At 46.9% G+C, this 23,300-nt stretch carries 22 protein-coding genes; 11 read left to right on the top strand and 11 right to left on the bottom strand.

Going from position 1 to position 23,300, the window contains the following annotated elements; genetic code table 11:
- Nucleotides 1–380: 380 nt before the first annotated feature.
- Nucleotides 381–1,259 carry an EAL domain-containing protein gene (locus IEY09_RS17860; protein ID WP_229778021.1) on the top strand — a complete coding sequence of 293 codons (879 nt, stop codon included), beginning with the start codon at nucleotides 381–383 and terminating at the stop codon, nucleotides 1,257–1,259.
- Between the two features lie 85 nt (nucleotides 1,260–1,344).
- Here IEY09_RS17860 and menE read toward each other — a convergent pair whose 3' ends face one another.
- The 5 genes from menE to IEY09_RS17835 all read right to left on the bottom strand — a co-directional run bounded on the left by menE (nucleotide 1,345) and on the right by IEY09_RS17835 (nucleotide 7,599).
- Nucleotides 1,345–2,826 (bottom strand): o-succinylbenzoate--CoA ligase, encoded by a 1,482-nt coding sequence (gene menE / locus IEY09_RS17855; RefSeq protein ID WP_188872108.1) that lies wholly within the window; start codon nucleotides 2,824–2,826, stop codon nucleotides 1,345–1,347.
- 6 nt (nucleotides 2,827–2,832) lie between these two features.
- Nucleotides 2,833–3,882, bottom strand: coding sequence for an o-succinylbenzoate synthase (menC, locus tag IEY09_RS17850; RefSeq protein WP_172588823.1), 1,050 nt, complete (start codon nucleotides 3,880–3,882; stop codon nucleotides 2,833–2,835).
- 50 nt (nucleotides 3,883–3,932) lie between these two features.
- Nucleotides 3,933–4,733 carry a 2-succinyl-6-hydroxy-2,4-cyclohexadiene-1-carboxylate synthase gene (menH, locus tag IEY09_RS17845; protein WP_172588828.1) on the bottom strand — a complete coding sequence of 267 codons (801 nt, stop codon included), beginning with the start codon at nucleotides 4,731–4,733 and terminating at the stop codon, nucleotides 3,933–3,935.
- Nucleotides 4,733–6,454 carry a 2-succinyl-5-enolpyruvyl-6-hydroxy-3-cyclohexene-1-carboxylic-acid synthase gene (menD, locus tag IEY09_RS17840; RefSeq protein WP_172588824.1) on the bottom strand — a complete coding sequence of 574 codons (1,722 nt, stop codon included), beginning with the start codon at nucleotides 6,452–6,454 and terminating at the stop codon, nucleotides 4,733–4,735. Before menD ends, menH begins: the two co-directional genes overlap by 1 nt.
- 176 nt (nucleotides 6,455–6,630) lie before the next feature.
- Nucleotides 6,631–7,599: a LysR substrate-binding domain-containing protein gene (locus IEY09_RS17835; RefSeq protein WP_088586322.1), complete on the bottom strand. Its 969-nt coding sequence runs from the start codon at nucleotides 7,597–7,599 to the stop codon at nucleotides 6,631–6,633.
- Between the two features lie 412 nt (nucleotides 7,600–8,011).
- Here IEY09_RS17835 and IEY09_RS17830 point away from each other — a divergent pair, with 412 nt between their 5' ends.
- From IEY09_RS17830 to nrfD, 4 genes are all read left to right on the top strand, one after another.
- Nucleotides 8,012–8,488 (top strand): DUF2726 domain-containing protein, encoded by a 477-nt coding sequence (locus tag IEY09_RS17830; RefSeq protein ID WP_037423607.1) that lies wholly within the window; start codon nucleotides 8,012–8,014, stop codon nucleotides 8,486–8,488.
- A 77-nt stretch (nucleotides 8,489–8,565) separates the two neighbouring features.
- The gene (locus IEY09_RS17825; RefSeq protein WP_037423605.1) at nucleotides 8,566–9,030 is read left to right on the top strand and encodes a nitrite reductase; all 465 of its coding nucleotides are present in this window, start codon (nucleotides 8,566–8,568) and stop codon (nucleotides 9,028–9,030) included.
- A 4-nt stretch (nucleotides 9,031–9,034) separates the two neighbouring features.
- The gene (locus IEY09_RS17820) at nucleotides 9,035–9,721 is read left to right on the top strand and encodes a 4Fe-4S dicluster domain-containing protein (protein WP_172591308.1); all 687 of its coding nucleotides are present in this window, start codon (nucleotides 9,035–9,037) and stop codon (nucleotides 9,719–9,721) included.
- Nucleotides 9,718–10,659 (top strand): cytochrome c nitrite reductase subunit NrfD, encoded by a 942-nt coding sequence (gene nrfD, locus IEY09_RS17815; RefSeq protein WP_037423597.1) that lies wholly within the window; start codon nucleotides 9,718–9,720, stop codon nucleotides 10,657–10,659. The genes IEY09_RS17820 and nrfD overlap by 4 nt, the downstream gene beginning before the upstream one ends.
- Before the next feature lie 268 nt (nucleotides 10,660–10,927).
- Here the strand turns inward: nrfD and IEY09_RS17810 are convergent, their stop codons facing one another.
- Nucleotides 10,928–11,359: an Lrp/AsnC family transcriptional regulator gene (locus tag IEY09_RS17810; RefSeq protein ID WP_144345291.1), complete on the bottom strand. Its 432-nt coding sequence runs from the start codon at nucleotides 11,357–11,359 to the stop codon at nucleotides 10,928–10,930.
- 212 nt (nucleotides 11,360–11,571) lie between these two features.
- On the opposite strand from IEY09_RS17810, the gene yjeH reads away from it, so the two are divergent.
- Nucleotides 11,572–12,840, top strand: a complete 1,269-nt coding sequence (yjeH, locus tag IEY09_RS17805) for an L-methionine/branched-chain amino acid transporter (protein ID WP_099457253.1) — start codon at nucleotides 11,572–11,574, stop codon at nucleotides 12,838–12,840.
- A gap of 65 nt (nucleotides 12,841–12,905) precedes the next feature.
- Here yjeH and IEY09_RS17800 read toward each other — a convergent pair whose 3' ends face one another.
- Complete coding sequence (locus IEY09_RS17800; RefSeq protein ID WP_055647299.1) at nucleotides 12,906–13,517, bottom strand: energy transducer TonB; 612 nt, start codon at nucleotides 13,515–13,517, stop codon at nucleotides 12,906–12,908.
- A gap of 317 nt (nucleotides 13,518–13,834) precedes the next feature.
- Between IEY09_RS17800 and IEY09_RS17795 the strand changes: the two genes are divergently transcribed.
- Nucleotides 13,835–14,659, top strand: coding sequence for an HDOD domain-containing protein (locus tag IEY09_RS17795; RefSeq protein WP_037423586.1), 825 nt, complete (start codon nucleotides 13,835–13,837; stop codon nucleotides 14,657–14,659).
- A gap of 89 nt (nucleotides 14,660–14,748) precedes the next feature.
- On the opposite strand, the gene IEY09_RS17790 is transcribed toward IEY09_RS17795, so the two are convergent.
- Both IEY09_RS17790 and IEY09_RS17785 read right to left on the bottom strand, forming a co-directional pair.
- Nucleotides 14,749–15,207: a tellurite resistance TerB family protein gene (locus tag IEY09_RS17790; RefSeq protein WP_037423583.1), complete on the bottom strand. Its 459-nt coding sequence runs from the start codon at nucleotides 15,205–15,207 to the stop codon at nucleotides 14,749–14,751.
- A gap of 94 nt (nucleotides 15,208–15,301) precedes the next feature.
- Nucleotides 15,302–15,829, bottom strand: a complete 528-nt coding sequence (locus IEY09_RS17785) for a DUF2780 domain-containing protein (protein WP_144345288.1) — start codon at nucleotides 15,827–15,829, stop codon at nucleotides 15,302–15,304.
- Nucleotides 15,830–16,019: 190 nt separating this feature from the next.
- On the opposite strand from IEY09_RS17785, the gene IEY09_RS17780 reads away from it, so the two are divergent.
- Both IEY09_RS17780 and IEY09_RS17775 read left to right on the top strand, forming a co-directional pair.
- On the top strand, nucleotides 16,020–16,727 hold the full coding sequence (locus tag IEY09_RS17780; protein ID WP_037423577.1) for a hypothetical protein: 708 nt from the start codon (nucleotides 16,020–16,022) through the stop codon (nucleotides 16,725–16,727).
- A 36-nt stretch (nucleotides 16,728–16,763) separates the two neighbouring features.
- Nucleotides 16,764–18,218: a DUF4145 domain-containing protein gene (locus tag IEY09_RS17775; RefSeq protein WP_188872107.1), complete on the top strand. Its 1,455-nt coding sequence runs from the start codon at nucleotides 16,764–16,766 to the stop codon at nucleotides 18,216–18,218.
- 2 nt (nucleotides 18,219–18,220) lie between these two features.
- On the opposite strand, the gene IEY09_RS17770 is transcribed toward IEY09_RS17775, so the two are convergent.
- Nucleotides 18,221–18,571, bottom strand: a complete 351-nt coding sequence (locus IEY09_RS17770) for a hypothetical protein (protein WP_188872105.1) — start codon at nucleotides 18,569–18,571, stop codon at nucleotides 18,221–18,223.
- A gap of 443 nt (nucleotides 18,572–19,014) precedes the next feature.
- Here IEY09_RS17770 and IEY09_RS17765 point away from each other — a divergent pair, with 443 nt between their 5' ends.
- The gene (locus IEY09_RS17765; protein WP_188872103.1) at nucleotides 19,015–20,886 is read left to right on the top strand and encodes a methyl-accepting chemotaxis protein; all 1,872 of its coding nucleotides are present in this window, start codon (nucleotides 19,015–19,017) and stop codon (nucleotides 20,884–20,886) included.
- Nucleotides 20,887–20,948: 62 nt separating this feature from the next.
- On the opposite strand, the gene IEY09_RS17760 is transcribed toward IEY09_RS17765, so the two are convergent.
- Complete coding sequence (locus IEY09_RS17760; RefSeq protein ID WP_037426682.1) at nucleotides 20,949–21,914, bottom strand: LysR family transcriptional regulator; 966 nt, start codon at nucleotides 21,912–21,914, stop codon at nucleotides 20,949–20,951.
- 115 nt (nucleotides 21,915–22,029) lie between these two features.
- Between IEY09_RS17760 and IEY09_RS17755 the strand changes: the two genes are divergently transcribed.
- Nucleotides 22,030–23,238, top strand: coding sequence for a multidrug effflux MFS transporter (locus IEY09_RS17755; protein WP_144345284.1), 1,209 nt, complete (start codon nucleotides 22,030–22,032; stop codon nucleotides 23,236–23,238).
- The last annotated feature ends 62 nt before the right edge of the window (nucleotides 23,239–23,300 follow it).

The following is a 23,300-nucleotide window of genomic DNA, read 5'->3' as shown; positions in this document are numbered from 1 at the left end:
CTTACGCGATGATTAGGGCTTTGAACAAACTTACTGGGCTAGGCATGCCTGTAACTTACCGTGTAGTTTGATATTTAGACGATTATGAGGGGCTTTGTTCGCTGAATCGATTTAGGAAACAAAGCCGTGTTCAGGATGCTTTTACTTGGCTCGATGTTCACAATAGTGCTGATATTGTTATTTGTGATTTGATGATGGCAGGAATAGATGGCTTATCGTTTTTGCGCAAGGCGAAGGCTAAATACAGCATCCACGCAGTAGCTTTGTTTAGCTGTATCGATATGGAATTAAGGCGAGCTGTATCGCAGATGATAAAAATGCTTAATTTTGAGTATCTTGGCGATTTGAGTAAAAGTCCTTCTATTGGAAACTTGCAAAGTATGTTGGATAAGTTTGTCTATTCTCGTACTCAAAAACGTAAAGTGATGTCCTCTTCTCGAATTGAAATTAGACCGAAAGATTTTTCATTAGCTGATTTTCAGTTGGCACTTGAGCAACATCAATTTGTGGGTTTTTATCAGCCTAAATTCGATGTCACAGACTTTAGTCTGGCGGGTGTCGAAGTGTTAGCTAGATGGATTCATCCTGAAGTTGGCACGCTTAGCCCAGCCGTGTTTATTGAGCCACTGATTGGCTATGAGCTACTCGACGAATTGTTTTTACAATTATTTGAGCAAGGCTGTCGGTTACAACAAGAGCTGCATCAAAAAAATCATCATATTTCAATGGCCTATAATCTCGATATCTCCCAGCTCAATTCGACAAAGTTGGTTTATCGTATTGTGGATATCGCCAAGAGATTTAACCTCCATTCAAGGTTCATCACGCTTGAAATTACTGAGACAGGATTGCTTTCTGCTCCAGCGGTGAATATGGAAAACCTGATTAGGTTACGCATGCAGGGCTTCGAGCTAGCAATAGATGATTTTGGCGCGGCTCATTCTTCTCTCGCGAGATTATGTGAATTGCCATTCTCGCAAATTAAGTTAGATAGCTGTTTTGTTAGGGAGTTAGGTGTTGAACCTCGATGTCAGGCTGCGATATCAAGTGTGATTGCGTTATCTCAGGCACTTAATATGGAGTTAGTCATCGAGGGAATCGAAACAAACTCTCAGTTGGCCATATTGCAACAACTGGGTTGTACTGTTGGACAGGGCTTTTGTTTCTCCCGGCCCATTGATGAGCATACGTTTGTTCAGCGATTTTTTCCTATTGATATTGAAAGTGACGATTTTAACAGGTTGTATACCGAGGGCTAATACAAGCAAGATATGCAGTGTTAATGAGATGACTTTTGCTCACTTTAATGTTGCGCAGTGCTCCCGACAAAATAGCTGAGTTTAGTTATGCAGTCAGCTTGATGATAAGTTGTCGATTCACTTTTAGGCCTATTTGCTCGGCATTTTCTGGCCAAGGGTAATAGCGGCGCGGTCGTTTAAAGCGGGCGATTTTGTCAGCGAGAAAGACTTCGAGCTCGGCCTCTATCGCACTCATCTCTTGGCTGGTGTGGCTGCGGCTTATATCGCTGCTGATAGTCTTAGCGTGGAAAATGTCACCGCGGATGATAGCCGCAGGGAGCTGACCGAAGAGGGGATCGGGCAGAGGGAAGACGATTGCCTCATCTATTAGCGGATGAAGTTTGAGTGCAGCTTCAATCTCTTCTGGTTGAATGTTTTCGCCGCCGCTAATAAACATATTATCGACGCGGCCAAGAATGCGGAGATTGCCGTTTTCGTCCCATTCGCCTCTGTCCTTGGTATAAAACCAACCGTCGGCATCAAGTGGCTTTTCTATTCCCTTATCAGTGAGATAGCCCATAAATAAGCAATCTCCCCTTACCCAAATCACCCCATCGACAATGTTAAGCTCACGCCTTGGCAGTAATTTGCCACTCGTACCATCGCTCAGCGCGGGGCCAGTGGTGATTTGCGAGCCCATTTCCGTCATGCCGTAGCTGGTAAAGCTGGCAATATGCCGCTGTTCGAGCTGTTTAAGTAAATCGATAGAAATTGCGCCGCCGCCGAGCAGCAGGGCTTTAATACTCTTGAGTGAAGCCTGTTTGTCGGCGAGCAAATTGACTAACTGTGTTGGCACAAGGGAAACATGGGTTAACGCATCGCGCTCGATTTGTGCCTGTAGCGGGAGCGCGAGATCTGGCAGAACCACAGTCGCCGCGACTAGGGCGCAGCGGTTGAGTATTGCAAGGCCGCCAATATGAAACAGCGGTAATGATAATAACCAAGCATCACCAGCTACCAGCGGGATCAGGCTGCGGGCGCCCTCGGCATTGGCAATGTGATTCGCAAGATTGTGCACGGCCGCCTTGGGAAAACCGCTGGAGCCAGAGGTTAAAATCACATTGCTCGGGCGATAAATATCAAAGGCTGTCGCGGCTAGGTCGGCGCTAGGAGCCGCATCGAGGCTAAAATCCAGCGTGAGTTGATGACTGCCTGACAAGTCCAGCGCCGCTTCGCTCCAATAGAAAGGGATTTGGTGGCTATCGATAAGCCCTTGAACTTGCGCCAGCGGAAAACGCGGCGAGATAGGAAAGAAGATGGCGCCAATATCCACGCAGGCCCAATACAGGCAAATCATCTCTAGATTATTACGGCTGATACATGCCAGTGGTTGCCCTTGGCCAACGCCGATGCGCGTGAGCTGCTCACCTAATCCCAGCACCATTTGGCTTAAGTTCGCGTAGCTGATGTCTTGTCCATTGCACTTAACCGCCGTTTGTGTGGGTGATATGAGTGCGGCGCTATGTAATGGCGAAATACCTTGCTGTGAAACTGATTGGGATGAAGCCAATGTTTGAGATTCGGACATTGTCAATTAATCCTGCTGCGAACTGGCGACAAGTTTAAGGCATTTAAGCGTAAGAGTTTGGGGCTTGCCGCTTGGTACGATTAAGTCTTGGCTAAAGGCGGCTAACGTATCGAGTCCAGGAATTTCATCGGGCGTCAGTATGGCGGCTAAATGGGCCAAATCATTGATACCTAAGCTGGCCTCAAGGCTGGAACTTAAGATACAGCGCACGCCATGGCTGTTCGCCTCGTCGATAAGGCGCTGAAGTTTTTCAATACTGCCCAGTAGCATGGGTTTGATGACTAATGCCGTTAATCCCTCATGCATCACAAATTGATAATCTGGGTCATTGAGGGATTCATCTAGGGCATAGGGCAGGGGAATGGCGCGATACAGAGTGTGATTATCCTGCGGCTGTTGGCAAGGTTCTTCAATATATTCAATGCTATCCAGTGGCAAGCAAGCGGCAAAGTCGAGGGCTTGTTCTAAGCTAAATCCACGGTTGGCATCTAAGCGCAGCTTGAGTTCCGGTCTTTGGCTTAAGATGCCATAAATCAGGCTCAACTCATCTTCCATGGAGGTTTGTGCAACCTTCACTTTAACTGAGCGCACGCTAGTATCGAGATTGGCGATTTTGGCCGCCAACTCGGTTTTGGGCGCATCTGTTGGCTGGTAAATCAACGGTACTGTGGTGGTAACTGGGCGCACCGTATCGAGTTTTCCGCTGAGTTTGGCATGTAGCAGGCTTAAGCCAAAGGCCATGGACGGATAGGAACTCGCTTCGGCCTGCTCGAGCAAGCAATCAATTGATTGGTTTTGCAGCTTGGGTAATAGCGCCACTAAGGCCTGTTGAACCTCATCGAGGCTTTCACGGCTAAAGCCTAATAATGGCTGTTGGTCGATATCGAACCCTGAGAGTGGCGCGATTTCAACATACTGCTCACGCACTTCACCTTCGGCTTGCGCTTTTGCCTGTAGTACCAAGCCTGCTCTGTGGTCAATGCGTTGTTTACCCACGGGCAAAAAGCGGTCTAAGGGCAGGCGATATAAATACAAGCTAAGTGAAGTTAAGATCATATTTTCCTTAACGCTTTATCGATTTAAAGGCGGTCTGTTTGCGTGCATCTCTACGTCAAGTGTTCGACGAACAAACTTCTTATACAGGCCAGTAATCCCGTAGGATTGGCTTGATGTATGTTATGTCCGGCATCGTCAATTTGATGCAAGACGATAGGTTGTTGTGCTTGCCAGTCCTTTGCGATCGCCGTGAATTTAGCATCTTGGCTGCCGGCAAAAAAATGGCACTTGCAGGCAAGGCTTGCAGGTAGATCCCAAAGTGAAGTTTGGCGGGCAAGTGAGGTCGCCAAAAACATTTGCTTGAGTGTGTGTTTGGAATGTTGGTCGAGCTGCATAGCTCGTTTTGCTATCAAGGCATTGCGCACCTTGTCGGGCATATCGGCAAACACGGCTTGTTGATACCAAAGCTGTAAAAAATCCACGCTACTCAAGCTTTGCAGCCGTTTGGCCCACAGGTTGTCGCTCTTGCTGCGCGCGGCTTGTTCTTCGGTATTTGTCAGCCCGGGATGACAGGATTCTAGCCACAAACTCAACACTCGCTGCGGATAAGCTTGGGCAAGGTGTAAGGCAATCCGGCCACCGAGGGAATACCCATAGAGGTAAAACGCTTCAATGCCGAGGCGATCGAGGCGGCTGATAATGTCTTGGACACAAAAGTCGAAGCCATCAGTGAGCGTCGATGCGATTTCTGGTTGATTGTTGCCGTGGCCGGGTAAATCGAGGCAGATACAGTGAAAATGTTGGCTGAGTTTAGGGATCAGCGGTAGCCAATCGGCCTTCGATCCTAAAAAACCATGGATCAGGACCAAGTTTGGCTGTGCTGTCTCTCCATAACGGGCCACGGTCGGCATTAGCTTTGTTTCACCCATAAATTCAGCGTGGCGATCTGCTCGCTGGCTTGGTGTTGGCTAACGGTGACTTCGATGACAGAAGCACCCTGATAATCCAGCGCTTCATTATAGCTATTTTGGAAGTCGGCTAAGTTATCCACTTGGTTATAAGGAAGATTAAACATAGCGGCGGCATAACCAAATTCCAGACCATGGCTTAACCGATAGTAATCACTGCGCAGTTCCTCATTGGGGACAGGCAAAAGATTAAAGATATTACCGCCATCGTTGTTGAGGATAATGATCACCAGAGGACTGGTTAAATTGCGGGCGATGGCAAAGGAGTTGAGATCATGCAACTGGGATAAATCCCCAATAATCAAGCTGGTCGGTTTACCTTGGTGCGCTGCAATACCGCAGGCGGTGGCCAGTAAGCCATCGATCCCCGAGGCGCCGCGATTAGTGTAAGTGGTGGCAGTACAGCAGCTCACTGGCGCGTACATATCGTACAAACGTACCGGCAGGCTATTGCCGATAAACAATTGCTGCTCCAGCGGTCGCGTATTGGCAATCGCGCGGATAACCTGAGCTTCACCAAACTCACCTTGATCAATATTGCGCACGAATAAACTATGCAATTCATCGTTGTAGCTAACTAAGGTATTAGCCCAATTCGCCGATGAAGAGCGATACCAGTTAAGCGATGCAAATTGGGCGGCGTTGGCGTGCCATATGTGTTTAGCGTTATGGCTTGGGTCGAGCCTATCTTGCTGCGGCAGCACTTGCCAGTAACTGTGCCAGTTTTGTTCGGCAAGGTAAGCAATCAAACGCTTAGACAATAAACGTCCACCAAACACCAGCACGCGGTCTGCCTCTTGTAACAGATTGCACGCCTTGGGATGTTGCAGTAGTTGGTCAATATTACCAATCGCCGCCGGATGTTGTCGCAGTTGGGACTGAGCATCGGTTAGTAACGGCCAGCCAATTTTTTGAGATAGCGCAATGAGTTGCTGTGGATCTTGCTCTGGCGTGAGCGTACCCGCGATGATGACGCCCTTACCATGGACGAAACGCATAATGGCATCTTCGCTCGGGCTGCTTAATTGTTCACGCTTACCATAAAGAGTGTAAGGACGTGCTTGTTGCAGCCATGTTTGCAGCGGCTTGAGGTATGGCGATTCGCTATCGAGAATTGTGGCAGTTAATTCACTCGGATATAGCGGCTCACGGTACATACAGTTGATATGCACAGGGCGTGTTTGATTGGCCACGGCCTCATCAAGCGTGGTGAGCAACATCTGCGGTGCAATGTGCACATCCGGCGTGGGGAGATTCACCTGTTGGGCATAATGGGCAAAAATGGCTGGTTGCACTATGGCTTGGTTGGCGCCACAACCGAGTAATTCAGGCGGTCTGTCACCACTGAGGACAATTAAAGGCACATGGGTGAGCCAAGCTTCGACTATTGCAGGGTAAAGATTAGCGACGGCCGTGCCAGAGGTAGTAATAATGGCTACGGGCGCAGAGCTGGCTTTGGCTAATCCAAGCGCCATAAACCCTAAGCCGCGCTCATCGAAATGCAAATGACGTTTCAGCTTGGTTTGCTGGGCTGCTGCAAGAGTTAACGGGGTTGAGCGTGAGCCTGGTGCCATGCAGACATGCTGCACACCAAGACGTGCTAATTCTTCCAGAATCAGTGCGCCCCACATGAGATTAAGTGTGGCTGTGTTTTCGGTTCGCATAGCAAGATCGATCAGGATAAAGATAGGCCTAGTGTAACGTGTTTGACGATTAAGATGTATGCCCGTCTTAACAAAACTTGGGACGACACGGAGGAGCAGTGAGGTGGAGCCTAAGCTAAGGCACGATATGCCTATCACCTCGAATAATAAGATGAAAACGTGTTAAGTATTTATCGCTAAATAATGCTATCAACAATTTTCTTTATTTGTTCACTGAGCCACACCAGCTCTTCGCTAGCGCGATTGGGCTGATTCTTTTGCACCAAGAAGATCGTCGGTGCTTCGGTGTCAGCGTATAAACGTTCTGCCTCAAGTTGTGATAATTGACAGGTATGCAGTTCGGGTATTTCTGCCACCATTTCATAAACCACTCGGTAGGGTAATAAAGAAATAGTTTGGCTCTCTCCTAAATATTCAAACAAACTAGAAATACTGGTAATGGTAATTTCAGTATTGAGTTTTATACCATTTTTTATACAGAATTCTTGATATGGACTAAGGCGAGTACTGGGATTACCGAGATCAGTATTGACATAGGGATACTCTGCAATCGTCTCTAAGGTAATTTCTCGCTTAAAAATGGGATGATTTCGGCTAGCAATAAGATACACCTTACCCATACGTTGTAGTGTTGTGGTTTGTAACTTGTCTCCATAGGCTGCGACATCTGCGGTACTCTTATTGCAACAAATACCGAGGGTGGTATCACCATTGATGATGTCCTGCGTGGTATGCAGTGACCAAGGGGTAATATTGATATGGATAGATTTTTGCTCTTCTTTGATAGCTTGCATTAAGGCTTTAGGGAAGGCATAGGCAATAAGGCCTGGGGCGGCAATCTCAACATGTGTTTTAACATGATTGACATTGGCTGCTCGTACCTTTTGAAACTTCTCAGTACATTCAATGGTTTGTTTCGCTATCGGGTATAAGTGCGTGACAAATTCATTGGGGAATAAGCCATATTTCTTACGGATAAAAAGCTCATCACCAAATACTTCTCGCAGGTTTTTAAGGCTACGACTTATTTTGGGGGCTGGGATATCTAATGCCTTTGATACATAGGTTGCAGACTTGTTCTCATATAATGAAACAAGTATTTTTAAACTCAGAATATCGAGGCCATCCATGTTACTAATATGCATTTTTTATATTCCTTAATATTGAGTAAATACTTTAAAGAACACCTAATTATGGTGTTATTAATTTAATTTAATGTGAAATCCATCCCAAGTTTTGCACCTTAAATTTATCTATATGTAACAATAGGTTTAGAATTTGATTTTTTATATTTCAAAAAATATTATTAAACTAATTTGAAATTTTAATTTTTGATATTCAGTTACGCCAATTTCATTTTTTTAATTAACTATTATCAATATGTGCATTTTAGATTTACGCTATACAGTAATGTGTCCTGTATCCTAACTTGTTGTTTATGTTTAATTTTGAATTTAAACATGTGATTCAGATCAAAAAAATAAATCCCGTCTGCAATAATACTGAAGGTGCTTTAAAGGAGAAAACAAAAATATAATTGTGTTATTGGAGGCGTATATGAATACTTCAGTCATTCTCAGCTATGCGTTTATGTACTTCGTACTATTCGTAGCGGTGCCATTTGTGTTTGTAATGTTTGTCATGACTTGCATTAAGTTTTTTAGGGCGGATCCCGAGGAGGCTGCACATCATGAAATGAAACTCAAACCAGTGTTATTTGATGAAGATAGTTTCAACTTTTTTAAATCACTAAAAACTGTCGTTGAAGGCAAATACGATGTCTGCTGCAATGTTCCACTCGACACTGTATTTGACATGGACCAGCACGATGCTGATTTAAACCATGAATGCCGTCTCGACTATGTGTTGATTGACCATGATTCTTCAGAAGTCAAAATGGTGATCAGCGACGCCGGTAAGCAAATCAATTCACCCATGAAAAAGCTATTCAGCAAATTCAATATTGGTTTTATTGAAATGAATCAGCATAAACAGTGGGATGCAACAAGTCTCAAGCAAGCGCTAGCCGTTTGACCACGCTCGTCGGGTTCGGAGTTCTCCGAACCCTGACTTCCTCTTTATTTCCCAATGAATTGATATGAGGACTCGCTATGTCTACACGACAATGGCTGTGGTCATTACGCTTGGGTGCAATGGCATTGCTGCTCAGTTTTTCCGCAACAAGTGCTGAACCCGCGAAGCAAATTAATAGTGATGCTTGCATGAAGTGTCATAAGCGTAATGGTCAAATGTTAGGGCATCACGGCCAGGATGCCATGAAAATGACCTGTTCAAGCTGTCATGGTGAAAAAGGTGATCATCCCAAAAAACCAAATGATTTAGTGGTTTTTGGATTAAATGAGGCATCCGAAGCTGCTGTGCAATTAAAGGTGTGCCAAAAATGCCATATGCCAGCCAAACTCAGCTCCCAAGAGTGGACGCATAATGTGCATGCCCAAAAAGTGGCCTGTGCCGCTTGCCATAAATTACATAGCCCAACCGATCCTATGGCAGAGATGACGCCTAAGGTTCGCAGTGAGCTGTGCCGTACTTGCCATACAGGCCAGCAGGAGTAAGGTTATGGAAAATTCAAAAAGAAGATTTCTCAAAGGAGCATGCGTCTTATTGGCAGGGGCATCGGGTAGCACATTACTGGCTACTGTGAATGCCTCTAATGAGGCTAAAGCCGAACCTAGTGTGAAATACGCACTGATCCACGATGAAACTAAGTGTATTGGCTGTCGAGCTTGCGAAGTTGCCTGCCGTGAAACCAACCAAGTGCCCGAGGGTGTTGCCCGATTAAAAATAGAGCAAACTGGACCCTATGGGGAATATCCGAACCAGTTTTATCACTTCAGTCGTAAGTCTTGCCAGCATTGTGAAGACGCGCCCTGCGTCAATGTTTGCCCAACGGGTGCCGCCTTTATCGATAAAGAGACTGGCATTGTGGCGGTAGATGCTTGGAAGTGTGTGGGTTGCCAATATTGCATTGCAGCCTGCCCATACAAAATTCGTTTTATTAATCCTGTTACCCACGCTGCGGACAAATGCGATTTTTGCCGTGAAACAAACCTCGCCCAAGGTAAACAACCTGCCTGCGTCGCGGCCTGCCCGACTAAGGCATTGGTCTTTGGCAACTTAAAAGATCCCACTTCTCAGGTGGTACAAGTGCTAAAGGCTAACCCAACCCAAAGGGCTAAGGTCGACCTCGGCACTCGGCCGAAACTGTTCCGCATTGTGGCTAAATCAGGGGAGGTGGCAATATGAGCGCCCTACATTTTGATACGCTAGTGTGGCATTGGCCAATTGCAATTTACCTGTTTTTAGCGGGGGCATCTGCTGGCGCCATGTTCTTTGCGGTGTTACTCAAGCATTTTGTGTTGAAACATAATGCCTACCAGTCTGGCTTTGTGCAGGCAGCCTGTATTGTGGCGCCCGTGGCGGTGATGGCGGGTTTGGGCATCTTGGTATTGGACTTAACTAAGCCCTTCGATTTTTGGAAGATATTAGTCTTCTACAATCCTAAGTCTGTGATGTCGATGGGTGTGTTGATCCTGCTCATCTACCAAGTCTTTATGTTTATGTGGATTGGTTTGTTATTCCGTAAACCCATTGATGCATGGTGTGAGAATCGCTTTCCCATAGTGCTGAAGTTGACAGCTTGGCTTAGCCGCTTCGAGGCGACGATTACCGGTTTATTGGTGATCTTTTCCCTCGCGCTGGGGGCTTATACTGGCTTTTTACTCTCGGCTTTACCCGGCTATCCGATGTTGAAAAACCCCGTATTGCCACTGCTGTTTTTGGCTTCGGGACTCTCATCCGGCGCGGCATTTTCTCTGCTGGGTGGGGTGTTGCTTAATGCTAATCCTAACGCCAAGGAAGTTCACTTTATCCATAAGGTTGAAATCCCATTGATTTTGGTGGAGATAGTGCTGATTTTTACCTTCTTTATGGGCTTAGTGTTGTCAGGCGGTCAAAGCAAATTTGCGGCTTTCAATGCGATAGGTTATGGCTTCTGGGGATGGGTTTTCTGGATTGGCATTGTTGGGATCGGATTATCGGGCCCCTTGGCAATGAACCTGTTTATGACCGCCACGTCAAAGCGTAAGTGGGCCTATGTAGCAGGCACCGCATGCTTAAGTCTGATTGGTGTGCTACTGCTGCGTAACTTTATTCTCTACACGGGGCAAATGACGGTCGTTTGATTGAGCATGGTTGGCTCAATGTTATAGATAAGAAGGAATTACGGTGAATGGCGAAGCGGTGTCTAAGGAAGCACTGTGAGCTAACTCCCTTTAATAACGCTGGCTGAAGTGATTAAAGGTGCGTTGTCTTGTCGCGATTTGCTGTCACAGGGAGGTTATTGGGAAGGGAAGCCATATTTGATATTTAGGTATTGTTTGCCCTGCCTCCACAAGGGCCTCGCCACCTTTATTCCTTAGGGGTGGCGTTTCTTGTTTGGGGCAAGCAAGATTACTCGCCAGTATTATTAATCCACTCGCTCATCACCACATGGGTTTTAATCTTGATGATATCGGTGTGAGTATCGATATATTCGCGGATTTCATGAAGACGGCGCATTGATGGGGCATGGACATACACCAGCAAATCCATATCACCGGAAATACCACGGCAGGTAATTACTTCGGGGATCGCATGGAACACGTGTACCACATCGGCGCAGCGGGGACATTTATGTTGGATTTCGAAGTAGGCCGACACTCCCTCTTTTTGCGATTCGCTCAGCAATACCTGATAGCCACGGATCACGCCACCTAGCTCTAGTTTTTTTATCCGCTCGGCAACCGCGCTACGGGAAAGATTGACCTGCTCTGCAATACTGGAAACACTTTGGCGAGCATCTTGGCGCAAACAATCGATGATGGCGGTATCAAACTTATCCAACGTGGACTCCGAAAAAAAATAGGTATAACAAGTGAGGCGGCCTAAAAGTACAACTCAGTATAAGGCCTTGAGTTACACCGTCATTTTGCCTGAAATAGTGCTTTTTACCGTCATTGTGCTGGCGTTTACCACTAAGAACACCGAAATTGACGGCAGATTGCGGCGTAAAATCTCACTATACTGACGGCTTCAAAACCATTGAATGTTAACAGATGAACTCACATAGCGGAACTATAGGACGTTGGCAAGGTGCAGGCTTGATGGCCACCACTTTGCTGGGCACTGGGGTGTTTATTCTCCCGCAAATGACAATCGACAAGGCCCATGCTGGTGCGCTTATCGCTTGGTCACTCCTCACCTTAGCCATTATTCCGGTGGCGCTGATTTTTGGGCGGCTGGCGAGTGTCTTTCCCCATGCTGCGGGTCCCGCTTATTTTGTGGAAAAGGCTTTTGGGCGTACCGCAGGCCGTACTATCGGACTCATTTTTTTGTTGGTCGTGCCGATGGGCGCGCCCGCCGCGATTTTGATGACTTTCCAGTTTGTTAATGCACTCATTCCCCTCGATGGCTGGCCCAAGGTGGGCGCTGAGGTGTTCGTTATTTTTGGCTTGTTCCTGCTCAATCTTCGTGGCATTCAAGTGTCGGCCAAACTGCAATTCGGCTTAACCCTTTGTATTGTCGCCATTGTGGTGGTGCTCTTTGGTGCAAGCAGTCTTCAGCCTGGGCATTTAACCTCACTTGCCAGCTATGGCTCACCAGAAATCTCTACCATGATGATTGCCGCAGGTATCGCTTTTTGGAGCTTTTTAGGGATAGAAGCCATGACTCATCTTGCCGATGATTTTCGTCGCCCACAGCAGGATATGATCCCGGCAATGATGATGGGTACTGTGCTGGTGGGGATTATTTATGTGGCCTGCACACTGATTTTACTGTTAGTGCCAACTGACAAAAGCGTGGCGATGATTGGTGTATTCGATGCGCTTTTAGGGGGATACGGTGCGCAAGTGATTGGTGTGTTGGGAATTGCCAGTGGCCTTGCCACAGTAAACGTCTATGCCGCCAGCGCCGCGCGTCTTGTATGGAGTTTTAGTTGTGAAGGTATTTTACCGCGCTGCTTTGCGGTTAAGAATCGTCATGGTGTGCCGATCCGTGCCTTGGCGGCCTTACTCGGCGTGATGGCGAGTGTGATAGTGCTGACTCACATCACGGGTCAGGAACTCGAACATCTTATTGCCTGGAGTAACGGGGTGTTCGTGGTGATCTACTTAATGGCGATGTTAGCTGCGGCTAAATTATTGCCCCGTAGCAACTTACCTTTAGTGGTATTAGGTTGTGGCTTCTGCTTAGCGTTAGGTATCGCGCTTGGGGCTAGCATGGCCTATGTATTTGCGTTAATCCTATTTGTCGCCCCATTCTTGTGGTGGCAAAAGAGCCATATTAGTCGTAAGCGGGCCTTGGCGGTTAACAAGGTTGCTTAATCCCTATGTCATTCAAATAATGACAGATCAGCACACAAGGTTTTAAGCGTGCTGATCTGCGAGTCTTAAATCTGTTGATCCAGTTTAAAATCGAGTTGTACTTGTTGATTTAATTGGGGTACGGCCTTGCCCGCATCAAACTTAGGTTTGTATTTCCAGTTTTGCACTGCTGAAAGCGCCGCCTTATCAAACACTCGCTTCGGGTTAGCATCGAGCACGCGCACATTGCTGACCGTACCATCCGCAGTAATATCAAAGCCTACGACCACATAACCTTCCTTACCATTTTGTGCTGCTTCAATCGGATAACGAGGAGACACTTGCACCACGGGTAAGGCCTCAGCGGTGATAGTCGATTGGTTAAAGAATGTCGTTTGGATTGGCATTTCGGGGGTAAAAGTCTGGGGGCTAAATTCGACCACTTCAGCACTTTCGCCCGGCGTTGTGACCCGCTCCCTGGTTGGGATGGGCTTTGGCGGTTCGGGTTGGCGACTTTCCTTCGGAGGAATAGGTGTTCGCTCGCTCATCAAAATATTGATTTGCGGCGCATCTGACGTTTGTCCACTCAATGGCTGTGGATTATGGATAAGTTGTGCCATAAACACGAACAAACCTAAGGTGATCAGTGCGCTAACGATAATAATCCCGGTGCGATTAACCAGTGCATTTTGGCCCATAGTGCTTCCTTACAATTGATGAACAATATTTAATCTATAACATTCATTGCTTATTATTTGAAATATTTATTTACAAATAAGGTTAACTATTGAGCAAGTCTAATCTCTTTACCTATAACGCAAAGCGCGAATTGCTGTGATTTTTGCTGTGTTGCAGAGGCATTCTTATGATTGGCGGGCTGAATTTTCACTAAGATTGCGATTGCTAAATACTGACTGAAAAGCTGCACATTCAACTCATAAGTGTTCATAAGCATAAGAGCGAGGCGAGATTTTGTGTTCTATATTTTGATCATTCATCTAGAAGGAGAATAAATATGGATTCTGCTGCGCTACTGAGTCGAGTTGATGAGTTGCCCCGTTTACCTAAAGCAATCAGTGAACTGCTTGATGTCGTTAACGACGACAACGCTACAGTAAAAAATATTGCGACTAAGGTGTCTCATGATCCCCTGATCAGTGCCAAGGTACTCAGATTAGCTAACTGCGCCTATTACGGCCACAGTCGCGAGGTGGGCAGTATTGATGAAGCCGTAGTACGCCTTGGAATGCAAACCTTGCGAACCTTAGTATTAGCATCTGCCGTGATGGGGGCGGTGCCTAAATGCAATGGTGTTGATTTAGCCCAGTTTTGGGGACAAACCTTCGAAATTGCACTCTACAATCAAGAGATGGCCAAACGGTGCGGCGTTCAGCCCGACGAGGCTTTTACCTGCGGCATCCTTCACCGTATTGGTGATTTACTGATTGCGGCAATTTCCCCTGAAGATGCTGAAAAAATTAACGAAGCTGTCGCACAGGGTAAAGATAAGCATGCTTTTGAGCGAGAACTCCTCGGTTATGATTCCCCCGATATTGGTGCTTTGTTGGCTCAAAATTGGAAATTTACCCCAGCATTGGTGCAAGGCATTCTCTACCAAGATCATCCTAAGGATTCGAATCCATTTTCTAAATTGGCAGCTTTGTTGTGTTTATCCCACAAAGTATTAGCAGACTGGGACACTATTGAGGATGACGATAAAACCAGTTGGCTATCGCAGCTTGCGACTAAGAAAGGCTTAAAAATGGAAATGGGTGGGCTTCGTTCTAAGTTAACGGAGCTAAGAGGCGTCGGTTTTGAGATTGGTAAGGCGCTTGCCTAAGCCAGCTGGAACAGGAAACGGCAATCTACAACCTTGATTCAAAAGCATGAATGGCAGTACTGCGATTCATGCTTTTTTATGGCTTGCTTTTAGCGTGCCACTTGGGCTTCGATGGCCTGATTACGCATCTGAATAAGCTCGCTGTGTTTGAGATACAGCAAATCAGCAGTACGGCGAATGATTTGATCTTCGTACTGGGAGAGTTGTCCATCGGCATAGGCTAATTGCCACATGGCTAGTAATAATTGCTGTTTTTGCTCCAAGCTAAATTCGGCATTAATGGTATTGGTAAACTCAAATAATGAGGTGGCATTACCTTGGGCTTTTTTGGCTTCTTCAATTAAATCATTAGCATCCTGCGCCGACATCGATAGGGTCTCTGTCAGCAGCTTAGGCAATAGTGCTCTTTCTTCTGCGGCGAGGGTTTCATCGGCATATACCACTTCGAGCAACATGCTCGCCGCCGCTAATTTTAGCTGGTGGGCTTTCTCCTCTGGAGAGATGGCGTGGGTGTGGGATTGAAGGAATCGTTTCAGCTTCGCAATCATAAAGTGGCACTGCTCTGGCAAGAAGGAATAACTAGATAGAGTGATTTTTCACGTTAAAGTTCACCCTAAGCATAGGCTTAGGGTGGGACGACATTTATAGCAGAGTATTTAAACCCTTCATCAGCAGATCAGAGCTGCCTTCGGCGCCATTTGTCTCAAGATAAGACTTGGCAATATTGATCATTGGCATGGCTAATTCTTTAGAAATACCTAGTTTTTCAAAGGCATCTAACACCATTGCGCTACCTTGCAGAGAAGAGCCAATATTGCCAGCCTTAGACAACAGGCCAGAAACGCCTGAGTTCGCATCAAGTTTAGGTGCTGCGGCTAATAGGCTGTCGGCATTAGGGATACTGGCAGCTAGTTTGGTGTAATCATTCGAACCTAGACTCGATTGTGCTAGGCCTAACAGACTGCCTAAACCGCCTTCGGCTTGGGTTTGGTTCAGTCCGAGTTGCGACATCACGCTGCCAACTAATGCGTTGGATTGGGTGACGCTACCTGTGGCCACTTTCTCTGTTTTTGCTGGTGTTCCTGCAAGGTTATCTAACCAGCTTGCACTGGCGGGAGTGGCTAAAAGTGTGGCGCTAATCAGAATAGAGAGTGTGAAAGTGTGTTTCATAGAGTGGCATCCTTTGACGGTTTGCGCGCAATAAAGTGGACAGTGTAACGGCTTTGAGACTTTTGTTGCAGCCCTTTTCTGTGATTTACGGTTCACTCAGGTGATTTGTGTTGTGCATTGGGGCGGGATTTTGGGTATCCTTAGCGACAATTCACGGTGTTAATTTACTTCAATTATTTTGGAAAGGCGCATGTCACTATCCGCAATTTTGACCGAAGCTTATAACTTTTTCCGTAATCATCTCACCCAGCTTGCCATGCTGACGGTGCCACTGTTATTAGTGCAGGTTGGTATTCAGCTATGGCTTGGCACAGAGATGAGCAAAGTTGATCTGGAAAACCCGCAGTTTGGCGCATCACACATGATTGCTATGATGCTCCTTCTGCTGCTCTTCTCGGTATTGATTGCGGCGTTAACGCTGTTTTTAGAACTGAGATCCCAAGGGCATAATCCATCAGCTGGTATGGTACTGAAAGCCAGCTTACCCTTTGTGCCACCTTTACTCTTAGCTGGCGTATTCTCTGGACTGGCCATTTTAGCGCCAGTGATGCTATTTGCAGCGTTTGGCCCGATGTGGTTAGTGGGACTCGTTATTAGCTTTTATCTGTTTGCTCGCCTAGCCTATGTGAACTTTATGGTGGTGGTTGAGCGTTTAACACCGCTGGAAGCGATTAAGGCAAGCTTTAGCTTTAGTGGCCCGATTGTGTTAAAAACCATTGCGTTATTGATGCTTTACTTACCGCTTTCTGTGGTTGGTAGCCAGCTTTCAGCAGCGGCATCTTTTGGTGGCTTGCCTGTGCAATTGCTCGCGGATACCTTTATGGCGTTTATTGGGTTATTCGTAAACTTGGCATTGTTCCGTTTGTATATGGTGTCTAAAAAGCCAACTGCGGAATAATATCAACTGAGCAAATTCAATTTGAGGTAAGGATTTATGGGGACTGAGGCTGAGTTACTGGATAGTGAATTTATCCAAGGGTTTTCGGCCTCGCTTCTTGATGATTACCTCAATGCTAAAAATTATGTGCAGGATGTGCCTACTCAGTCATTACTGCATATTCGCAGTTTTACCCATAGGCTGACTGACTTGCTAGGGCAGAGTAAAGCGGTGTCCTTTGCTAGCCCCAATCTCTATGATCGTATTGAGCTGTTAAATCAAAAACGGCTGATCGATGTGAAGACCACCAGAGCGTTGCATCGCCTGCGCGCTGATGGTAACCGTGGCGCTCACCCTGAAAAATATCATCTTACCCAAGAGCAGTTACTCGCCTTGGCCCAAAAAGCCATTAAAGATGTACTCGCTTTAGTTGAGCATCTGTATCCGAAGGTGGTTGGCTGCGAGGCGCCTGCATACCGCTTTCAAGCCAGCGATGCGATTACGGTTAAAGATCTCTGTTACCGCGCGGTGATGGAGGATGATCCCAATGCGCAGTATCTTGTGGGGATCTCTTTTAAAACCAAAGCATTAATGCTTAAGGAGCAGGAGCTTGCCCTCGTCGATCAGTACTATGGTACTGAAGACGATAGCCCAGTAGTAAAAGCTGTCGCACAAAAAGCCAGTGATACTTTTGCTAAGGCCGCCTACTGGTTTGCCCTTGCAGCCCCAACCCATATGCAAGCCCTCTATGAGCATGGAGTGAGTTTAATCCATGGCTATCAGGGAGAGGCCGATGCCATTAAAGGCGAGGCTGCGATAGCTACTGCGGCTGAGGCTGGCGTGGTCAATGCGATGGCGCTGCTTGGCTATTTTTACCTGGTGGGCAGTGAGTCATTTAAGCCGGATTTGGCCCAAGCGAAACACTTTTTACAGCTGGCGGCCGAAGGTGAGCAAACCGAAGCCATGGCGAATTTAGGTGTGCTTTACTATCAAACCAAGGATTTACCGCAAGCCTATCATTTTATAAGTAAAGCGGCGCAGGCGGGTTATCCCCATGCCCAATATCATTTGGCCTTAATGCTCGCCAATGGTGATGGTTGTCAGCGAGATCCTATCGCGAGTGAGTATTGGATGGCCGAAGCGGCAGAGCAAGGTCAGCTCGATGCCATGCTTACCCGTGCGCAACATATGCTAAATGATGAAAGTGGCTTGGGTGGCGATGTGAGCCAAGCTGAGCGCTATCTGCGTGAGGTCATTAAATATGGTCACAGTGTGCCTGCCATGATTGAGCTGAGTATGGCATTGGCCGACGGCATTTTGGGGCGCATTGATGTGGTGGGTTCTGCGGCGCTGCTAAATCTAGCGCGCCGTCATGCCAATAGCAAAGAGGCTGAGATCATCGAGCCTCTTTGGCAATCGCTTGTTTTACAAATCGATACTGTACTGAAGATCACTCAAGATCCCGGTGAAATTCATACCCTTAATCGCGCCAAGGATCTGCTAAGCGCTTAGGGCTACTCTTCCTCTTTTTGATGTTCAAAGATACGACCTCGGTACTGAGTTGCATGGGGTTCACGCACAACATTCGCGGTTTGATTAAACGTTGACGTTTGGCTAGTCGCCTCGCTCGCTTGTGCCTGCGCTCGGCGCGCTTGCTCACGATTAAACTTACTCAATTGGCGCGCTACATAAATACGACTAAATAGCACTAAGCAGCCTAGAGCAATTGCGCCAAATAAAAGCACAAAAGGTAATAAAAACAGAGATAAACAGATTAGACTGACACTGATTGCCATCGCTAACCAAGCCCGTGCTCCTGAAATGCGTGGCTGAAATAGGCTCTGTTGAAATTGTTGATAAATCATAAGAACTCCTAATCAAAATGGGTGAGGCTTAAGGTGAGTCGCCCAGTATTTGATAACGGGCTTGGCCAAATTGCTATGTTAGAGAAGCCTCTTTCCCCAATGTTATGGACGTTCAGTGTGCAATAAATAAACGGATTGGGTCACGTTAATTTGGGTTAATTTACGTTCTTTTACGTCCATGACTTTGGTTTGTTGGTGACTTGTGGTTGATGTGAACTTTGGGTTGTTATTTGGTGTTGCTCAGGTTTTGATTGGTTATCTTTATGTTTTTGCTTAATTATTTATTAATTTGGTGACGAGTGATTCTTTGTTTGCGCTGTAACATGTGCGAAAATTTAGCTGAATTTTTGATTGGTTTTGGCTAACACTGTAAATTTATTACAGTAAGTGCCAGCCAGTCTTACCACTTCTTCCTTCAAAGCTGTAAAACCGTAGATACCAACATGAACTCATACTCGCTTAAACAAAAGATCCTGATTTCGGTCGTGATTGCGCTTTCCCTCGTGATTGGCTTGCTGTCGTGGCAAAGTTATTCCAGTCAAAAGTCATTGTTGTTGCAAAATAGTTTGGAGCAGGTGCAGCGACTGGGTGATCAACAGGCTGAGCGCATTCAAGAGTGGTTAGCTGGGCGTCAGGATATCGTAGGGGCGTTAGCCGTTAAAGTTGAAGGTGACAGTTTAAACGCATTACAGCAAGCGCAAGCTTCGGGGCGATTCCAACTCACTTACTACGGTACACAAACGGGGCAGATGCTGGACTCCGATCCAAGCATAGACCGTACGGGTTACGATCCGAGAGCGCGCCCTTGGTATAAACAAGCGATAAATGAGCGCGGTCTTATTCTCACCAAACCTTATGTTGACGTAGCTTACAATGTGTTAGTGGTCACTATGGCGCAGGCGGTTTCACAAGGTGTGGTTGGGGGCGACCTGTCGATTGCGAGTTTGGTTGAAAGTGTTAATCGCATGACCTTACCAGCCAATGGTCATGCAATCATGCTGCACAAAGACGGTACTGTCATCGCTTACAAAGATGCCTCTAAGGCGATGAAACCCGTTAGCGATATCGACAACGACCTTAATCATAATTTACCCCAGCAGAGCCGTCAGGCCAGCACATGGCTGCCAATGTATTTCGAAAACGAAGGCCGCGATAAGTTAGTTTGGGGTGTCGATATTCCCAATACCGATTGGGAATTAGTGATAGTACTGGACAAAGAGACGCTTGAGGCGCCATTAACTAATTTATTACTGACCCAATTGGGGCTGTCGGCCGTCATGCTATTACTCAGCGTATTGGCCATTTCTTGGTTGGTGAATCTATTGCTAGGTCCGCTTGGACGTGTATCGCAGGCGCTAGCGCGTATTGCCGATGGTAATGGCGATTTAACCCAACGTATTGAGGTTGATACGCAAGATGAAGTGGGCGTACTGGCCGACAGCTTTAATCGATTTGTCGGCAGTCAGCATCAGCTCATCAGCCATATTCGTCAGTTGGCCAGTGAACTGGATGCGGACGCAGAGCGTAGCCTCAAAACTAACCATATTGCCGTGGCCGAATTACAGCGCCAGCAACAAGAAGTTGCCATGGTCGCGACCGCAGTAACCGAAATGGCAAGTGCTACTAATGAAATTGCCGCGAATGCGGAAAATACCGCTACAGCTGCGCAGCAATCAGCAGCGAGCAGCTTCCAAGGGAAAGAGTTAGTTAATAAGACCCGTAGTTCGATTAATTCTTTAGCGGATGAAGTCACTCAAGCAACTGAGGTCATTGAAGATTTAAGTCGTCACGCTCAGTCGATTTCTAGCATTTTAGCGACGATCCAAGGGATTGCTGAGCAGACTAACCTGTTAGCCCTTAATGCGGCGATTGAGGCTGCCCGTGCGGGTGAGCAGGGCCGTGGCTTTGCGGTGGTGGCCGATGAAGTGCGAGTGCTATCGCGCCGTACTCAAGATTCGACCCAAGAAGTACATGCGACCATTGAAACTCTGCAACGTACAACGGCGAAGGCGGTGAGTTTGATGGAAAGCAGCCAAGTGTTAGCGGGTCATAGTGTTGAAGACGCTAATGCCGCAGCGAAGGCACTGGAGGAGATTACTCAAGCCGTACATGTGATTTCGGACATGGCAGGCCAAATTGCGACCGCGGCTGAAGAGCAAACCCAAGTAACGGGTGAAATCACTCAAAATACGGTGGCCATTAAGGATGTGACCGACGAAATTACCGAAGCAGCGAAGTCGGATCTGACCCAAGCTCAGGCATTAAAGGCGCGTGCTAATGATCTCAATGCGCAGGTCGCGACGTTTATTCTGTAAGTTTGCTTGAATAAAACAGCCCAGAATACGTCAGTGTTCTGGGCTGTTTATTACTCACTCAATTAACCCTGCGGCAGCATCAGCTTTTCGACACTTTGGCAGATAGTGTCGCGCATCCATTTATGGCCTTGATCTTCATCATTACGTTGATGCCACAGTAACACATAGGCCATTGGCATAAACTCAAAGGGTAAAGGCAACAGCTTTAATGGATAGAGTTTACAGGCATGTAGGGCAAAGCTAGAAGGTAAGGTAAAAATCAAATCACTGTGGGCGCAAACACTCGCCGCGCCATAAAAATCTGGTACTGTGGTGCTAATTTTGCGCCTGTGCCCTAAGTCTGCCAGAAAATAATCCAGCGCCCACCAATCACTCCCTTCACAGCGCACTTGCACATGCGCCATCTCTAAGTACAAGGATAAATCCCATTGGGGCGAGGTGAGAGCGGCCATCAAGGGATGAGCTTGGCGCACCAAACATACCTGTCTATCGGTAAACAGGGTTTGGCAGGCAATGCCTTCTGGCAGTCGGTCAGTGTGTGAATCTGAGAGTGGGTGTAGATCCCGTCCTGAAATCCCAAAGTCAATTTGCCCTTGCTGCAAGTCATGCATAGATTTTTCGGTCCAGACATAGGAATCGAGCTTGATATTGGGCGCACTATTTAATAGTGGACCTATAAAATAGGGGATCAAGGTTTCGTAGGCACTTTCGACCATGGCAAAGGAAAACTGCCTATTACTGCTGGCTGGAGTAAACGTCGGTGGCTGAGTCAGTTGATATAAGTCCTGCAGAATATTCGGCAGCTTTTGTCCAATATTGAGCGCATGTGCTGTGGGTTTTAGGCCATGGGCAGTACGTTGGAATAGGGGATCATCTAACGTTTCTCGCAGGCGATTCAAGCTCTTGCTCAATGCCGACTGGCTAATGTGTAATCGGCTCGCTGCGCGGGTGACACTTTGCTCTTCGAGCAAAACCTTCAATATCACCAGTAGGTTGAGGTCGATTCTGGCTAAGTTGTCGAGATTCATAGATATTCCTCAAAGGAAATTCACTTTGGAAATTATACCATTTCTGTTCATACCTTGAGTTATTTAAACTACCGCCCACTGAAATACCTTTTACTGTTAAACCGAGATACATGTTATGCGGCGCAATCTGTTACCTATTTTGATGTCTTTGGTGCTACTCAGCCCATTGGCAATTGATATTTACTTACCTTCTATGCCCACCATGGCGGCAGAGTTCGCCGTATCTGCCAGCGAAGTGCAGTCGACACTGGTATTATTTTTATTTGCTATGGGCGTTGGGCAGATATTGATTGGCCCATTAGCAGACCGGTATGGTCGTCGCCCTGTGGCACTCTTTGGCGTGTTGTTATATGGCGCCAGCAGTTTGCTTGCGGCCGCCGCGATTGAATTCCATTGGTTACAAATTGCCCGGGTATTACAAGGTTTGGCTGCCTGTTCGACCTCCATTGTGGTCTTTAGTGCAGTGCGCGATTGTTACTCACCAAAAGAAGGCGCCAAGATTTACAGTTACTTAAATGGGGCTATTTGCGTGATCCCTGCACTGGCGCCAACCTTAGGGGGTCTATTGGCCATGCAGTTTGGCTGGCGATCAACCTTTGTATTTATGACCTTGTACGCGATTTTAATGATGCTCTTGGTCGGCTATCGTCTACCCGAAACTCGTCCAGCCAATACCGTTAGTACTGGCCCTCTTTATCGTTGGAGTCGCTATAAACCTGTGTTAAGTAATACGCATTTCTTGTTTTATGCTTTTGCTTGTATGTCAGCTATGGCGGCGATTTTAAGTTATGTGTCCTACTCACCCGTGTGGCTTATTGGCCATTTAGGGGTATCCGAGCTGGCCTTTAGTGGGTTATTTGGATTGAATGCATTGGTCAATATTGCCGCGTGTTTTGTTGCGCCAGTAGTGATCCGTAAATTAGGTAATCGTCCCACCGCGATCTTCGCATTAGCACTGCTGGTGCTCTCGGCGATATTAATTGTCACAGCGCAAGCCTTTGGCCCGAGTGTAGGAATGGCTGCTGCTTTTGCCTTTATGTTGCCTATGATGTTGTTGTGTATTGGTTTTGCATTCTTGTTAGGCCCCGCAACCAGTATGGCGCTTTCTGCCTTTGGCGAGCGTGCAGGCACCGCAACGGCGATGTTAGGTTTTATTCAGATGAGTGGCGCATCCGTCATCGCAGGCTTAGTGCAGCAAACAAACCTGACTGCACCCTATGCGGTGGCGTTAGTGATGGGATTTTTCTCTATCGGATTACTCTCGATGATGGCGCTCAGCCGCTTTGACCACTGGCACCAAGAGCAATTAGCCGCCGAGCATTAATACGCCCTAAACGGCTAATTAAAGAAACACCCTTTGCCCGTAGCTTATTTGACCATAGCTAC

It is taken from the genome of Shewanella xiamenensis (assembly GCF_014647135.1).
Classification (GTDB): domain Bacteria; phylum Pseudomonadota; class Gammaproteobacteria; order Enterobacterales; family Shewanellaceae; genus Shewanella; species Shewanella xiamenensis.
Note: the sequence above shows the minus strand (reverse complement) of the source record. Positions and strands in the feature narration are given on the sequence as shown.

What these genes read in the sequence shown, in the direction of transcription:
- IEY09_RS17860 (WP_229778021.1), top strand. Translation starts at nt 381, where the DNA reads ATGTTGGATAAGTTTGTCTATTCTCGTACTCAAAAACGTAAAGTGATG.
- menE (WP_188872108.1), bottom strand. Translation starts at nt 2,826, where the DNA reads ATGTCCGAATCTCAAACATTGGCTTCATCCCAATCAGTTTCACAGCAA.
- menC (WP_172588823.1), bottom strand. Translation starts at nt 3,882, where the DNA reads ATGATCTTAACTTCACTTAGCTTGTATTTATATCGCCTGCCCTTAGAC.
- menH (WP_172588828.1), bottom strand. Translation starts at nt 4,733, where the DNA reads ATGCCGACCGTGGCCCGTTATGGAGAGACAGCACAGCCAAACTTGGTC.
- menD (WP_172588824.1), bottom strand. Translation starts at nt 6,454, where the DNA reads ATGCGAACCGAAAACACAGCCACACTTAATCTCATGTGGGGCGCACTG.
- IEY09_RS17835 (WP_088586322.1), bottom strand. Translation starts at nt 7,599, where the DNA reads ATGCATATTAGTAACATGGATGGCCTCGATATTCTGAGTTTAAAAATA.
- IEY09_RS17830 (WP_037423607.1), top strand. Translation starts at nt 8,012, where the DNA reads ATGAATACTTCAGTCATTCTCAGCTATGCGTTTATGTACTTCGTACTA.
- IEY09_RS17825 (WP_037423605.1), top strand. Translation starts at nt 8,566, where the DNA reads ATGTCTACACGACAATGGCTGTGGTCATTACGCTTGGGTGCAATGGCA.
- IEY09_RS17820 (WP_172591308.1), top strand. Translation starts at nt 9,035, where the DNA reads ATGGAAAATTCAAAAAGAAGATTTCTCAAAGGAGCATGCGTCTTATTG.
- nrfD (WP_037423597.1), top strand. Translation starts at nt 9,718, where the DNA reads ATGAGCGCCCTACATTTTGATACGCTAGTGTGGCATTGGCCAATTGCA.
- yjeH (WP_099457253.1), top strand. Translation starts at nt 11,572, where the DNA reads ATGAACTCACATAGCGGAACTATAGGACGTTGGCAAGGTGCAGGCTTG.
- IEY09_RS17800 (WP_055647299.1), bottom strand. Translation starts at nt 13,517, where the DNA reads ATGGGCCAAAATGCACTGGTTAATCGCACCGGGATTATTATCGTTAGC.
- IEY09_RS17795 (WP_037423586.1), top strand. Translation starts at nt 13,835, where the DNA reads ATGGATTCTGCTGCGCTACTGAGTCGAGTTGATGAGTTGCCCCGTTTA.
- IEY09_RS17790 (WP_037423583.1), bottom strand. Translation starts at nt 15,207, where the DNA reads ATGATTGCGAAGCTGAAACGATTCCTTCAATCCCACACCCACGCCATC.
- IEY09_RS17785 (WP_144345288.1), bottom strand. Translation starts at nt 15,829, where the DNA reads ATGAAACACACTTTCACACTCTCTATTCTGATTAGCGCCACACTTTTA.
- IEY09_RS17780 (WP_037423577.1), top strand. Translation starts at nt 16,020, where the DNA reads ATGTCACTATCCGCAATTTTGACCGAAGCTTATAACTTTTTCCGTAAT.
- IEY09_RS17775 (WP_188872107.1), top strand. Translation starts at nt 16,764, where the DNA reads ATGGGGACTGAGGCTGAGTTACTGGATAGTGAATTTATCCAAGGGTTT.
- IEY09_RS17770 (WP_188872105.1), bottom strand. Translation starts at nt 18,571, where the DNA reads ATGATTTATCAACAATTTCAACAGAGCCTATTTCAGCCACGCATTTCA.
- IEY09_RS17765 (WP_188872103.1), top strand. Translation starts at nt 19,015, where the DNA reads ATGAACTCATACTCGCTTAAACAAAAGATCCTGATTTCGGTCGTGATT.
- IEY09_RS17760 (WP_037426682.1), bottom strand. Translation starts at nt 21,914, where the DNA reads ATGAATCTCGACAACTTAGCCAGAATCGACCTCAACCTACTGGTGATA.
- IEY09_RS17755 (WP_144345284.1), top strand. Translation starts at nt 22,030, where the DNA reads ATGCGGCGCAATCTGTTACCTATTTTGATGTCTTTGGTGCTACTCAGC.